This is a genomic window from Mesorhizobium sp. WSM4871, assembly GCF_055811295.1.
The window spans coordinates 229,441-242,336 of sequence record NZ_JBVVPU010000010.1 but is presented as its reverse complement, the minus strand read 5'-3'; the positions used below and the strand labels follow the sequence as shown (position 1 = coordinate 242,336).

The following is a 12,896-nucleotide window of genomic DNA, read 5'->3' as shown; positions in this document are numbered from 1 at the left end:
CGCCTGTCCATCAACTAACGCTGTCCGGCAGCTTCTCCTCGCGCAGCGCGATCAAATCTCTGAGACCGTCGGCGATGCCCTCATCGAGCTTCGGCTCCTCGTAGTCGGCGAGCATGTTGCGCGCTTTTTCGCGGCCGCGCGTATCGTGGTCCTTTGCCCCCTCGGCCTTCCACTGTTCGAACGAATTGAAGTCCATGATGCTTGGTATGAAGAAGGCCGACTGGAAATGGTCGAGCGTGTGCTGGGTGCCGAGGAAATGGCCCTGCGGCCCGACCTCGCGGATCGCCGCCATGGCCTCCTTGAAATCGTCGAACGGGAGGCCGCCGGCATATTTGTACCAGCCGACAAGCTGTTCGCAGTCGGTGGCGAATTTCGAATAGCCGCAGGTCAGGCCGGCCTCGAGCCATCCGGCGGAGTGCCAGATGTAATTGGCGCCGGCAAGGATGGCGGCATGCATCAGCATGTTGGCCTCGTAGCCCGCCTGAGCGTCGTTGAGCTTCGAGCCGACATGGAAACCGGACGTGCGCCATGGCAACCGGTATTTGCGCGCCAGTGCGCCCATCACATACATCATCTGGGCCGCCTCCGGCGTGCCGCCCATCGGCGCACCGGTCTTCATGTCGACCGTTACCATGAACTGTCCGTAGATCTGTGGCGAACCCGGACGCAGCAGCTGCGTGAAGGCGACGCCTGCCAGCGCTTCCGCATTGACCTGCGCGACCGCTCCCACGGCGGAGGCCGAAGTCGAGGCGCCGCACAGGGCGAAGGGCGCCAGAATCAGCGGCTGGTTGTGGCGCGCATAGACCTTCATCGCGTCCAGCATGGTGGCGTCCCACACCAGCGGCGAGTTGCAATTGGTGATCGACACCAGCACCGGGTTGTCGCGGACATAGTCCTCGCCGAAGACGATGCCTGCCATCGCCATCGTGTCTTCGGCGCGTTCCCTGGAGGTCACGATACCCATGAACGGCTTGTCGGAATGCTTCAGCGCCGAATGGATGATGTGGAGGTGACGCTTCGGCACCGCAATTTCCATCGGCTCGCAGATGATCGAACTCGACGAATGCAGCGCCGGGGCCATGTAGGCGAGCTTGTGGAAATTGTTGAGGTCGGCGAGCGTGCCGTAGCGCCTGTTGTTGTCGAGATCGCGCACGTAAGGCGCGCCATACATCGGCACGAAGATCGAGTTGTTTCCGCCGACGCGCACGGAACGCTCGGGGTTGCGCGCATTGAGCGTGAATTCCGGCGGAACCTTCGAGACGAGTTCCATCAGAAGAGCGCGGTCGATGCGGACGCGTGTCTCGGAGACATCGGCCCCCGCCGCCTTCCACATCGCGATCGCCTCGTCGTCGCGGAACTCGCATCCCACTTCTTCGAGAATGGAGAGCGATTCCTGATGGATCAGCTCCACCGCCTCGTCCGGGACCATCTGATAGGTGGGAATCTGGCGGACCAGGGTCGGAAACGACGCTATCGGTGCGCCCCGCAGCGCCTTGCGCCCGAGGCGGCCGCCACCGCGTCGATTGGTGTGCTCTGTCACTTCAACGGCCGGTGCGCTCATGGCAACTCCCATCCTCCCCAGGCATCAACTTAGCGAGACGAAATATGACTGTGACGCTGGAAAATCCTGATCTCTTGTATAAGCTCTGCTTATGCGAAGCCTGCGCCACCTCTTGCCCTCGGCCGGCAGCCTGATCGTCTTCGAGGCGGCCGGGCGGCTGTCGAGCTTTACCGCCGCCGGGCGCGAGCTCGGCATGACGCAGGCCGCCGTCTCCTATGCCGTGCGCGGGCTGGAGGAAAAGCTCGGCGCCAAGCTGTTCCAGCGCCGCCACCGGCAGGTCAGCCTGACCGAGGCCGGCGAGCGCTTTCATGCCGACGTCTCGCTGGGGCTCTCACACATCCGCAAGTCGGCGGAGGATCTGCGCCAGCAGGCGAGCGGCGGCCATGTGACGCTTGCCGCGTCGACGGCCTTCGGCTCGTTCTGGATGATGCCGCGCCTGCAGCAGTTCCGCGACGAATTGCCGGGCGTCGACCTGCGTATCCAGACCGCCGACCGCGACCTCGACATTATCGCAGAAGGTATCCCGCTCGCTGTGCGCGGCGGAGAACCCAGGGAATGGCCGGACTATCATTGCCTGCCGCTGGCCGACGAGGAGATATTTCCCGTCGCCGGCGCCAGCTATGTGGCGAAGTTCGGCCTGCCCCGGACCGTCAAGGAATTGCTATCACACCGCCTGATCCATCTGGAGGAGCCGTTTCGCGAGGCGGCGAGTTGGGAGGAGTGGTTCCAGTCGGCCGGGGCCAGCCTCAGCGAGGCCGACGCCGGGCGCGGCTTGCGCATCAACGACTACGCGCTGGTGATCCAGGCGGTGATGGAGGGGCAAGGCATAGCGCTTGGCTGGCGCCACCTTGCCGAGCGGTTGCTGGCATCGGGCCTGCTGGTGAGCGCCACCAGCCATGTGATGAGAACCGGCAAGCGTTTCCACATCATCTGGCCGAAGAACCGCGAACTCAGCGACAACGCCCGCAAGGTACGGGATTGGCTGGCCGCGCAGGCGTGAGGGCGACGGCTCTGAACATCTTTGATTCTGGCGGGACAGTACCCCCCTCTGGCCTGCCGGCCATCTCCCCCGCAAGGGGGGAGATTGGCAGTTTCAGCGCTTCGCCAGCCTTCAGACGTTGGAGATTGGCGAAGGCCGAGGCGGCATCCGATCTCCCCCCTTGCGGGGCCCTTGCGGGGGAGATGTCCGGCAGGACAGAGGGGGGTGGGACGGAGCGCAACGGAGCAGTTTCGCGCCTTGCACAGACCAATGCAATTCTGCCCCTCCCGCAATCGCATCGAATCCGCCTATAGTGTTCCCATGCCCATCCGCCAGCTTTCCGAAACGATGATCAACCAGATCGCCGCCGGCGAAGTCATCGAGCGTCCGGCGAGCGTGGTCAAGGAACTGGTCGAAAATGCGCTCGATGCCGGTGCTGCCAGGGTCGAGATCGTCACCGCGGGCGGCGGGCTAAACCTGATCCGCGTCACCGATGACGGCTCCGGCATTCCGGAAAAGGAGCTGGCGCTGGCGATCGCGCGCCACTGCACTTCGAAGCTCGCCGACAATATTCACGACATCCGCTCGCTCGGCTTTCGCGGCGAGGCCTTGCCGTCGATCGGCTCGGTGGCGCGGCTGTCGATCCGCTCGCGCACGGCGTCGGGCGACAGCGCCGCGGAGATCGGCATCGAGGGCGGCCGCGTGTCCGCCATCAAGCCGGCGGCGGCCAATCGCGGCACCACGGTCGAGGTGCGCGACCTGTTCTTCGCCACGCCGGCCCGGCTCAAATTCATGAAGGGCGAGCGCGCCGAAAGCTCGGCGACCAGCGATGTGGTCAAGCGCATCGCAATCGCCTTTCCCGCCGTGCGCTTCACGCTGGCCGGCTCCGACCGCTCGACGCTCGAGCTGCCGGCGACCGATGACAGTGCGGAAGGCCGCTTGCGCCGTGTCGCGCAAGTGATGGGCGCCGACTTTCCGGACAATGCGATCGCCATCGATGCGGTGCGTGACGGCGTGCATCTTGCCGGCCATGTCTCGATCCCGTCCTTCAGCCGCGCCAACGCGCTGCAGCAATATGCCTATGTCAATGGCAGGCCTGTGCGCGACAAGCTGATCGCCGGTGCCATTCGCGGCGCCTTCGCCGATGTGCTGCCGCGCGATCGCCATGCGGTGACCGTGCTGTTCCTGACCCTCGACCCGGCCATCGTCGACGTCAATGTCCATCCGGCCAAGGCCGACGTGCGCTTCCGCGACCCCGGACTGGTGCGCGGGCTGATCGTCGGCGCCATCCGCGAAGCGCTCGCCAATGCCGGCATCCGTGCCGCCACCACCGGGGCCGCCGGCATGATGGCGGCATTCCGGCCGGGTGCCGCCTCCTACGCGCATCCCGGCCCGGCCAACGGCCATCGCAGCTACGAGGCTTCCTACCGCGCCTCCGGCTTTGCCGGTTTCGACCGCTCGCCGCAGCGACCGCTCGACATGGGGTTTGACGGCGTTGGAAATGGCGGCTTCCGCGAGAACGACCAGGCGGCGTTCGATGCCGGGCCGCTGCACAGCGCCGACGCGCGGGCCGGGCTCAATGAAGCATCTGAGACGCTGCTTGGCACCGCGCTCGGTGCTGCCCGCGCGCAGGTGCATGAAAACTACATCGTCGCGCAGACCAGGGATTCGCTGGTCATCGTCGACCAGCATGCGGCGCATGAGCGGCTGGTATATGAAGCCTTGAAGAATGCGCTGCACTCCCGCGCGGTACCGTCGCAGATGCTGCTTTTGCCCGAGATCGTCGATCTGCCGGAGGAGGATGCCGAGCGGCTTGCCATGCATTCCGAAACGCTGGCCCGCTTCGGCCTAGGCATCGAGCGCTTCGGCCCGGGTGCGGTCGCGGTACGCGAGACGCCGTCGATGCTCGGCGAAACCAACGTCCAGCAACTGGTGCGCGACCTCGCCGACGAGATCGCCGACAACGACACGGTCGACACGCTGAAGGAACGGCTGGACAAAATAGCCGCGACCATGGCCTGCCACGGCTCGGTGCGTTCCGGCCGGCTGCTCAAGGCAGAAGAGATGAACGCGCTGCTGCGCCAGATGGAGGCGACGCCTGGCTCCGGCACCTGCAACCACGGCCGCCCGACTTATATCGAGCTCAAACTCGCCGATATCGAGCGGCTGTTCGGACGGCGGTAAGGCTCTGGCTTACGAGATTCGCTGGCGCAGACCCCCACCCCGCTGCTTTGCAGCGACTCTCCCCACAAGGGGGAGGGTAAGATCCGGCGCCCTACCTCCCCCCTGTGGGGAGGTCGGACCGGAGGTCCGGGTGGGGGTCCGAAAAGGACCGCTTTTCAGCGGTCCTTTTCGATTCATGTAAACCTTCCAATCCCCTGATTCACCTCTTCAAATTCACCACGATGACGCCGCCGAGCGCCAGCGCGCCGCCGATGATGCCGAGCAGCGTCGGCACTTCGCCCAGCCAGAAAAAACCGATCAGGGTGGCCACCGGCGAGACCAGATAGAGGAAGTTCGAGGCACGGGCGGCAGGCAGGCGCGACAGGGCTGTGGCCCAGGCGGCGTAGGCGATGAGGCTCGGCACGATGCCGAGAAAGACGACGGCGCCCAGGCCAGCAGTGTCGGCGACCGCTGCCTGCGAGAGTGCATTCGGCAGGAAGGGCGCCAGGCACAGAGCGCCGAGCACCATGTTGGAGGCGGCGATGGTCAGCGGGTGATGGCGGGCAAACAGCGGCTTCTGGACGATGGTGTTGACGGCCGAGCACAGCGCCGAGCCCAACACCAGCAGCGCACCGGTATTGAAGTGCAGGCCCTGCCCTTCGCCCATGGCGATGATGCCGATGCCGGCGAAGGAGATGGCCGTGCCGGCCCAGGCCATGCCCGAGAAGCGTTCGCCGAGCAGCGCCATCGCCATGATGGCGGTGAAGATCGGGCTGACATTGATGATGAAGCCGGCCGCACCCGCCGAGACGGTCAGTTCGCCGAAATTGAGCATTGCCGTATAGAGCGCGACGAAGACGGTACCGCCAAAGGCGAAGCGCCACCATTCGGCGACCCTGGGCAGCGCCGGACGCTTGACGGCAAGGAAGATCGCGGCCGGCACGGCGGCGATGGCAAAGCGCAGAGCGCCGAGTTCCAGCGGATCGAAGGCGGTGAGACCGGCGCGGATGGCCGGGAAAGCAGAGGCCCAGCCGATCACCGTGAGCGCCACCGCGATGGCCGCCGTGGTGTCCATGCGCTGTGTCGAATTCAACGTGCCGGTATAGACGCTCATCTCGCTGCCCTCGCTCTTTGCTGCCATAGAGAGAGAAAACGCCATTCCGGAGCGGTTGACAAACGACCAAATCGAGGGTCACCTGTGAGTATGGATCACAGCTCAGAACAGATGCTACCGCTTGAGACCTTGCGCGCCTTCGACGCGGCGGCCCGCACGGGCAGCTTTTCCGCCGCTGCCGAAAAGCTCAACCTCACCCATGGAGCCGTCAGCCGGCAGATCGCCAAACTCGAGGGCTGGCTCGGGCTGAAAGTGTTCGACCGTGGCGCGCGCGGGGTGTCACTCACCATCGAGGGAACCCGCCTGCATCTGCGCACCACCGAAGCCTTCGCGCTGATCGCAAGCAATTCGGACCGCTGGATCGAGCCGCGCGGCACCGCCGTGATACGGTTGGCATCGATCCCTTCGGTCAGTGGTCTGTGGCTGATGCCGCGCATGGCCGCGCTTGAAAGCAACCCCAGCAAGCTGCGCATCGTGCTCGATGTGGACAACCGCCAGGCCGACCTTGCCGACGAGGGCATCGATCTTTCGGTCCGCTGCGGACGCGGCCGCATTCCTGGCCGCGTCTCGGTGCAGCTCTTCGAGGAACATGTTTTCCCCGTCGCCTCTCAGGAGTTCGCCAGGGAAATTGGCCGCGGCGACCCTGCCCGGCTGCTCAAATACCCGCTGATCAACGATTCCGACGCTTCGGCCTGGCGCGCCTGGTTTGCCGCGCAGGACATGGACTACCGCCCGCGCCCACAGGACCGCCGCTTCGAGGATTATAATCTGGTGCTCGATGCAGCAGCCCACGGGCTCGGCATCGCGCTGGCAAGGCCACCGATGACAGTGGATCAATTGAAGTCGGGCCGCATTGTCGCGGTCGACGAGCGCAGCGTGCTGAGCCCGATATCCTACTGGCTCGACCGGCCGCTGGGACGGCCGCGCGCCGCGGCAGCAGACCTCGCTCGCCGCATTGCAAGCCAGGCGGGCCTTTCTGCCGAAAAGATCGAGGATTTTATCGCAGCCGAAGGATAAGACATCCATTTGCCGGCTTGATCGACCTGGCGCTCAGGGGAAACGTACGTGACCAAATCCGGTGTCACTTCGCTCCAAGCTTGACCTTGCCAGGATTTATGGCGATGACATCGTCATGAATTTCGGCGCCACCCCATGATGAACCGTTTCGAAGGCCCCGGCGGCAAGGAAGCACGTATCCGTTATCTCGACGGCGACTTCCAGGTGACCAGTCCTGGCGCCTTCGTGCGTTGCGCCGTGACCGGCGAGAGCATCCCTCTGGACGAACTCAAATACTGGAGCGTCGCCAGACAGGAACCCTATGTGAGCGCAACCGCTTCGCTGCGCCGCGAAATCGAGGCGCATCCGGAACTGCGCAGCCGCCGCTGATCAACCCTTCAGCTTGCGCTGCCGCCAGGCATCCAGCGTCTCGCCGATGATGCGCTCGGGCACGTGCTCGGGTTCGAACACGGTGTCGATCTCCAGCACCTCAAGCTGCCGAAGAAAATCGGCTGAGGCGGCGTCATGGCGCAGCCGGGCGGCATCCTTGGCGGTGGTGACGAGGCCGAGCCCCTCGCGACGCGCCGTCGCCGCCAGTTCGGCAAGTTCGTCCCCGCCATAGAAATGATGATCCGGAAACGAACGGGTCAGCGCCACCTCGCCGCCGGCTTGACGGACCGTGTCGAAGAACTTGTCGGGGTGACCGATGCCGGCAAAAGCCAGAAACCGCTTGCCGGCCAACCCCGTCTCGCGGCTTGGTTTTGTACGCGCCTCGAAGATAGGGCGGGCGGCCCGCGCGGCCTGGCGCACGACCGCATCGGCCCCCGTGCCCTCGCCCATCTTGAGGAGCCCGCTGGTGAAAACCAGCTGGTCGACGATGTTTGCCCGCAGCGGCCCGCCTGGAATGACACGGCCGTTGCCGACGCCGTAGCGCGCGTCGACGACGACCAGCGCATAGTCGATATGGATGCGCGCGCTCTGGAAGCCGTCATCCATGATCAGGAAGTCGCAGCCATGCTTCTCCAGCAAAAGCCTGGCGCCGGCTGCGCGGTTCGGCGTCACAGCCACCGGCGCGTGTTCGGCCAGCAGCAGCGGCTCGTCGCCGACATGCCTGGCGGCGTCGTGATGCGGATCGACGACATGCGGCTCTCCAAACGAGCCGCCATGGCCGCGCGACAGGAAACCGGGATTGAGCTGCATGCGCCTGGCCTGTCTTGCCAGCGCGATCGCCACCGGCGTCTTGCCGGTGCCGCCGACGGTGAAGTTGCCGACGCACAGCACCGGCGCTTCGATCTTCTCGCGCGCCGCCGAGCGCATGCGGCGGCCGGCAACGAGTGCATAGATCGCGGACAGCGGCGTCAGCGCCAGCGCCCGCCAATCGGGTTCCTCCCACCAGAAGGGTGGTGCTTCGCTGGCCACCTTAGCGGCCGTTGGCGCCCTTCAGGCGCGACTTGACGACCAGCGGCTGGATGTAGGGTTCGAGCGAGCGCAGCGTGTGCGCCAGCGCGCCGCGCATCTCGTCGACAGTCGCCGCACCCGCCGCCATCATCTCGTGGCGCGCCGCCTCGTTGGTCAAAAGAAAGTTGACGGCGCCAGCAAGCATGTCGCGGTCGCGCACCAGCTTGGCGCCGCCGCTGTCGAGCAGGCGCTGGTAGGCCTCGCGAAAATTCTGGACATTGCGGCCGGCGAGCACCGCCGTCTCGAGCATGGCCGGTTCCAAAGGGTTCTGGCCACCTTCCGAGGTCAGCGAACGGCCGACGAAGGCAATTTCGGTCAGCCTGAGATAGAGCCCCATCTCGCCGATCGTGTCGCCAAGCAGAATATCGGTGTCGGCGGTGATCTTGTCACCCTTGGAGCGGCGGACGAGCTTTAAGCCCATGCCGGAAATCTGCGCGGCAAGCGCTTCGGCACGGTCGGGATGGCGCGGAACGATGATCGTCAAAAGACCGCGGTGACGCCTGTGCAGCATCGCATGGACCTCGGCGGCCACCACCTCCTCGCCGTCATGGGTCGATATCGCCGCCCAGGTCGGGCGGGCGCCGATCTGGCGCTGCAACGCGTGCAGAGCCTTTTCATCGGCCGGCGGCGGCGTGGTGTCGACCTTGAGATTGCCGGATACCGTGACCGGCCGGGCGCCAAGCGAAAGAAAGCGCTCGCCGTCGACATCCGACTGGGCGACGACATGGGCGAGATTCTCGAACAGCGCCTCGGCGATGTTGGCGCGTTTCTTCCAGGATTTGAACGAGCGGTCCGACAGCCTGCCATTGACCAGCACCTGCGGCACACGGCGCGCGCCGAGTTCCAGGATGGTCATCGGCCAGATCTCCGATTCGGCGATGATCGCCAGGTCCGGCCGCCAATGATCGAGGAAGCGGCTGACCGCCGGCTTGAGGTCGAGCGGCACATATTGATGGATGATACGGTCGCCGAGCCGCTCATCGGCTACCTGCGCCGAGGTAACCGTGCCCGTTGTCAGCACGATGTTGACGCCGTAGTCGAGAATGCTCTTGACCAGCGGTATGACGGCCAGCGTCTCGCCGACACTTGCCGCATGGATCCAGATCACCGGCCCGTCGGGGCGCTCGCGCCCGGCGATGCCGTAGCGCTCGCGCCGTCGGTTTCGGTCTTCCTTGCCCATGGAGGTGCGCCAGGCGACGTAAGGTCCGATCAGCGGATAGGCGGCGGCCCCCGCAAAACGATACGCCGTCAGGAAGGCGCGCGCCCAGCGCTCGCTCATTTCGGGCCATCCACGAGACGGTAGGCCTCGGCGGTCGCGGCATTCAGCGAGGCCGTGACCTCCTGGCGCTTGCGTTCCATTTCGGCATCATCGGCATCGGCTGGAACGAACACAGGCGCGCCGACGATGATCGAGGAGCGGCCGAAAGGCAGGTTTATCGTGGTCTTGTCCCAGCTCTTCTCCAGCACCTTGCGGCGGCTGGTGGCGATGGCGGCGGGAAGGATCGGCCGGCCCGAAAGCCGCGCCAGGAGAACAATGCCGAGCCCAGCGTCGCGCGGCGTGCCATGGGGAATGTCAGCAATCATGGCGACGTTCTTGCCGGCGGTGAGCGACTTTTTCAGGGCAATGAGCGCCTTGGCGCCGCCCTTGTCGAGATGCCTGGAGCTGTCGCGTCCGCCGGAGCCGCGCACCGCCTCGATGCCGAATTTCTCGATCATCAGCGCGTTGAGCTCGGCATCGGCGCTGCGCGACACCATGGCGACCAGGGGCCGTCCCTTGGGGTAATAGGCCGGGGTCAGGAGGTGCTGGCCGTGCCACAAGGCAATGATTCCGGGTTCGAACTCGGCATAGGCGCCGCCAGATATCTTCGCCGACCCGTCGACCACACGGTTGGTCAGGCGGACCAGGCGGACGAACTGGGCAAGCAAGCCGACAATGATGTTCTTGACGAATCGCGACTGCGCCAACGGCTCGCGAATCTTGCGCCAGAGCGTCTTGGGCGTGCCACCGGGATGCCTTTTGACCGCGGACCTGGTGGCCGACCCTTTCACTGCCTCATGCTCCATCGATTTCAACCGGCAGCCTTGCTGTCGGGGTCGAGCAGTCGGTGGAGGTGAACCACGAAATAACGCATATGGGCATTGTCGACGCTGGCTTGCGCCTTGGCTTTCCATGCCGTCTGTGCGGATTGATAGTCCGGGTAGATGCCGACAATGTCGAGCGCGTCGAGATCGCGGAATTCAGTCCCGCCCAGCTGCTTCAGCTCGCCGCCGAACACCAGGTGCAAAAGCTGCTTCTTTCCGTCTTCCGCGGTCATGTCGATCCTTCACATATCGTGAGTTTGTGACAGGTCTAGACCAAAGCCGCCGACTTTGGAACCATTGATGTCCGTTCAGCCCTCAAGCCCGGCAATCACGCCGGCCAGCACGGCAAGGAGTTCGCCGCTGCCGGCGACCAGCGCGCCATGGCGGATCACCTCGCCGGCATAAAGCGGCGCACGGCCGTTCTGGTCGAGCAAAGCACCACCCGCCTCGCGCAGGATGAGATCGGCCGCGGCGATATCCCAATCATGCGCGTTGGGCTTGATGAAGGTCGCATCGAGCGTGCCGTTGGCGACCATCGCCAGCCGGTAGGCGAGCGAGGGAATATGGGGCGCGCGCTGCAGCCGGCTCTGCCATTGCGCCGGCATGAGGTCGATCAATTGCTTCAGCCCGCCGATCTCGACCGTCGCTGTGGGGCCGCGCACGGCAATGGGCTTGCCGTTACGGAACGCTCCCTGGCCTGGCAGCGCCCAGTAGGTCTCATCCTTGGCCGGGCATTCGAGCACGCCGGCCAGCGTGCGGCCGTCCTCGACAACGGCGACGCTGACGCACCAGGAGCGAAGGCCTTCGAGGAAACCGCGCGTGCCGTCGATCGGATCGACGACGAAGGTGCGGCGCGCGGCAAGCCTTATCGGGTCGTCCGCCGTTTCCTCCGACAGCCAGCCATAGTCCGGCCGCGCCGCCAAAAGCGTGTCACGCAGATAAGCGTCGGCGGCATGGTCGGCCTCGCTCACCGGCGAGGTGCCGCCCTTCATCCAGACTTGCGGATTGTTGCCGAAATAGCGCATGGCGATGGCGCCCGCCTCGCGGGCGGCGTCGCGCAGCAGCGGCAGATCCTCGCCGGCCCCGGCTGCCGTGATCGAATCAAGCTCCGGCAAGGGTCATTCCTTCGATCAGCAGCGTCGGCGCTGCGGTGCCGAAATTGCGATCGAGATCGCTGGCGGGAACCATGTTGAGGAACATGGTCTTGAGGTTCGAGGCAATGGTCACTTCGGCGACGGGATAGGCGAGCTCGCCATTCTCGATCCAGAAGCCGGAGGCGCCGCGGCTGTACTCGCCGGTCACCATGTCGACGCCCTGGCCGAACACTTCGGTGACGTAGAAACCGGTTTTCAGTGACTTGATCAGCTCTTCCGGCGTCCGTTCACCGGGCTCGATGGCGAGGTTGGTCGATGACGGCGACACCGATGAGCCGCTGCGCGAGCCGCGCCCGTTGGTGACGAGGCCGAGTTCGCGCGCCGCCGAGGTCGAGAGGAACCAGTGGTTGAGAACGCCCTTGTCGACCATGAACAGCTTTTCGCCCTCGACGCCCTCGCCGTCGAAGGGACGCGACGCCTGGCCACGGCGGCGCAGCGGCTCGTCGGTGACGGTGATCGCGCTGGCGGCGACTTGCTTGCCCATCATGTCGCGCAGGAACGAGGTCTTGCGCGCCACGGACGCGCCGTTGATGGCGCCGGCGAGATGGCCGGCAATGCCGCGCGCGACGCGCGGATCGAACACCACATCGACCGGTCCGGTCGCCGCCTTGCGCGCGCCGATGCGCCGCGCGGCGCGCTCGCCGGCCTTGCGGCCGATATCCTGCGGCGCGTCGAGGTCGGAAAAGTGCTGGCGCGAGGAGAATTCATAGTCGCGCTCCATGCCGGTGCCCTCGCCGGCAATGACGCTGGTGGAGCGCGAAAAACGCGACGCGACATACTGGCCGACGAAGCCGTGCGAGGTGGCCAATACCAGCCCGCCCAGCCCGGCGCTGGCGCCGCTGCCGGCTGAATTGGTGACGCCCTTGACGGCAAGGGCCGCGGCTTCCGCTGCGAGCGCCGCCTCCTTCAACTGGTCGGCGGAGACTTCTGTCGCGTCGAACAGATCGAGATCGCGCGGCTTGTGGACCAGCAAGGCCGGATCGGCGAGGCCCTGGTAGGGATCTTCCGGCGAGACCTTGGCCATGGCCACGGCGCGTTCGGCCAGCGCCTTCGGATCGGATGCCGCCGTCGCCGAGACGCTCGCCACCCGCTTGCCGACGAAGACGCGCAGCGACACATCCTCGCTCTCGGACGCCTCTGTGGCCTCGACCTTGCCAAGCCGCACCGACACGCCTGCCGAGCGGCCGCGCACGGCGACCGCGTCGGCGGCGTCGGCGCCGGCGCGCCTGGCGGCCTCGACCAGGGCGGCGACGCGGTCGGTCAATTTCGCTGCGTCAAGCGTATTCGTCATACTGGTGATCCTGCTTTTTCAGCCGGCTATCGGGGCGGCCGTTGCAGCACCATCTATTGTCCCGATGCCGCTTCTGCAATGGGCGATGCGGCATGTGC

12 protein-coding genes are annotated in these 12,896 nt (G+C 65.7%); 4 read left to right on the top strand and 8 right to left on the bottom strand.

The annotated features are described in order from the left end of the window. Positions 1-10: 10 nt before the first annotated feature. Positions 11-1,561, bottom strand: a complete 1,551-nt coding sequence (locus AC0L2H_RS21770; protein ID WP_473592135.1) for a trimethylamine methyltransferase family protein — start codon at positions 1,559-1,561, stop codon at positions 11-13. A 91-nt stretch (positions 1,562-1,652) separates the two neighbouring features. On the opposite strand from AC0L2H_RS21770, the gene AC0L2H_RS21765 reads away from it, so the two are divergent. Together AC0L2H_RS21765 and mutL are read left to right on the top strand one after the other, a co-directional pair. Next, a complete protein-coding gene (locus tag AC0L2H_RS21765) occupies positions 1,653-2,561 on the top strand; it encodes a LysR substrate-binding domain-containing protein (RefSeq protein ID WP_473592134.1) in 909 nt (302 codons plus the stop codon). Between the two features lie 300 nt (positions 2,562-2,861). Then, positions 2,862-4,724, top strand: a complete 1,863-nt coding sequence (mutL, locus tag AC0L2H_RS21760; protein ID WP_473592133.1) for a DNA mismatch repair endonuclease MutL — start codon at positions 2,862-2,864, stop codon at positions 4,722-4,724. A gap of 199 nt (positions 4,725-4,923) precedes the next feature. On the opposite strand, the gene AC0L2H_RS21755 is transcribed toward mutL, so the two are convergent. Next, a complete protein-coding gene (locus AC0L2H_RS21755; RefSeq protein WP_473592132.1) occupies positions 4,924-5,817 on the bottom strand; it encodes a DMT family transporter in 894 nt (297 codons plus the stop codon). 111 nt (positions 5,818-5,928) lie between these two features. On the opposite strand from AC0L2H_RS21755, the gene AC0L2H_RS21750 reads away from it, so the two are divergent. Continuing rightward, complete coding sequence (locus tag AC0L2H_RS21750; RefSeq protein ID WP_473592131.1) at positions 5,929-6,834, top strand: LysR substrate-binding domain-containing protein; 906 nt, start codon at positions 5,929-5,931, stop codon at positions 6,832-6,834. A gap of 135 nt (positions 6,835-6,969) precedes the next feature. After that, complete coding sequence (locus AC0L2H_RS21745; RefSeq protein WP_008875222.1) at positions 6,970-7,203, top strand: DUF2093 domain-containing protein; 234 nt, start codon at positions 6,970-6,972, stop codon at positions 7,201-7,203. Here the strand turns inward: AC0L2H_RS21745 and lpxK are convergent, their stop codons facing one another. The 6 genes from lpxK to AC0L2H_RS21715 form a co-directional block, all read right to left on the bottom strand. Next, positions 7,204-8,232: a tetraacyldisaccharide 4'-kinase gene (gene lpxK / locus AC0L2H_RS21740; RefSeq protein WP_473592130.1), complete on the bottom strand. Its 1,029-nt coding sequence runs from the start codon at positions 8,230-8,232 to the stop codon at positions 7,204-7,206. 1 nt (position 8,233) lies between these two features. Further along, on the bottom strand, positions 8,234-9,550 hold the full coding sequence (gene waaA, locus AC0L2H_RS21735; RefSeq protein WP_473592129.1) for a lipid IV(A) 3-deoxy-D-manno-octulosonic acid transferase: 1,317 nt from the start codon (positions 9,548-9,550) through the stop codon (positions 8,234-8,236). Beyond that, the gene (locus AC0L2H_RS21730) at positions 9,547-10,335 is read right to left on the bottom strand and encodes a lysophospholipid acyltransferase family protein (RefSeq protein ID WP_473592128.1); all 789 of its coding nucleotides are present in this window, start codon (positions 10,333-10,335) and stop codon (positions 9,547-9,549) included. The genes waaA and AC0L2H_RS21730 overlap by 4 nt, the downstream gene beginning before the upstream one ends. Positions 10,336-10,340: 5 nt before the next feature. Next, the gene (locus AC0L2H_RS21725) at positions 10,341-10,586 is read right to left on the bottom strand and encodes a DUF4170 domain-containing protein (RefSeq protein WP_473592127.1); all 246 of its coding nucleotides are present in this window, start codon (positions 10,584-10,586) and stop codon (positions 10,341-10,343) included. Positions 10,587-10,661: 75 nt separating this feature from the next. Continuing rightward, positions 10,662-11,468 (bottom strand): 3'(2'),5'-bisphosphate nucleotidase CysQ, encoded by an 807-nt coding sequence (locus tag AC0L2H_RS21720; RefSeq protein WP_473592126.1) that lies wholly within the window; start codon positions 11,466-11,468, stop codon positions 10,662-10,664. Then, on the bottom strand, positions 11,455-12,798 hold the full coding sequence (locus AC0L2H_RS21715; protein WP_473592125.1) for a TldD/PmbA family protein: 1,344 nt from the start codon (positions 12,796-12,798) through the stop codon (positions 11,455-11,457). Before AC0L2H_RS21715 ends, AC0L2H_RS21720 begins: the two co-directional genes overlap by 14 nt. Between the last annotated feature and the right edge of the window lie 98 nt (positions 12,799-12,896).

Excerpts from the sequence above, each read along its gene's own strand:
- AC0L2H_RS21715 (WP_473592125.1), bottom strand. The coding sequence starts at position 12,798 with ATGACGAATACGCTTGACGCAGCGAAATTGACCGACCGCGTCGCCGCC.
- AC0L2H_RS21725 (WP_473592127.1), bottom strand. The coding sequence starts at position 10,586 with ATGACCGCGGAAGACGGAAAGAAGCAGCTTTTGCACCTGGTGTTCGGC.
- mutL (WP_473592133.1), top strand. The coding sequence starts at position 2,862 with ATGCCCATCCGCCAGCTTTCCGAAACGATGATCAACCAGATCGCCGCC.
- AC0L2H_RS21755 (WP_473592132.1), bottom strand. The coding sequence starts at position 5,817 with ATGAGCGTCTATACCGGCACGTTGAATTCGACACAGCGCATGGACACC.
- AC0L2H_RS21770 (WP_473592135.1), bottom strand. The coding sequence starts at position 1,561 with ATGAGCGCACCGGCCGTTGAAGTGACAGAGCACACCAATCGACGCGGT.
- AC0L2H_RS21745 (WP_008875222.1), top strand. The coding sequence starts at position 6,970 with ATGATGAACCGTTTCGAAGGCCCCGGCGGCAAGGAAGCACGTATCCGT.
- AC0L2H_RS21750 (WP_473592131.1), top strand. The coding sequence starts at position 5,929 with ATGCTACCGCTTGAGACCTTGCGCGCCTTCGACGCGGCGGCCCGCACG.
- AC0L2H_RS21765 (WP_473592134.1), top strand. The coding sequence starts at position 1,653 with ATGCGAAGCCTGCGCCACCTCTTGCCCTCGGCCGGCAGCCTGATCGTC.
- waaA (WP_473592129.1), bottom strand. The coding sequence starts at position 9,550 with ATGAGCGAGCGCTGGGCGCGCGCCTTCCTGACGGCGTATCGTTTTGCG.
- AC0L2H_RS21730 (WP_473592128.1), bottom strand. The coding sequence starts at position 10,335 with ATGGAGCATGAGGCAGTGAAAGGGTCGGCCACCAGGTCCGCGGTCAAA.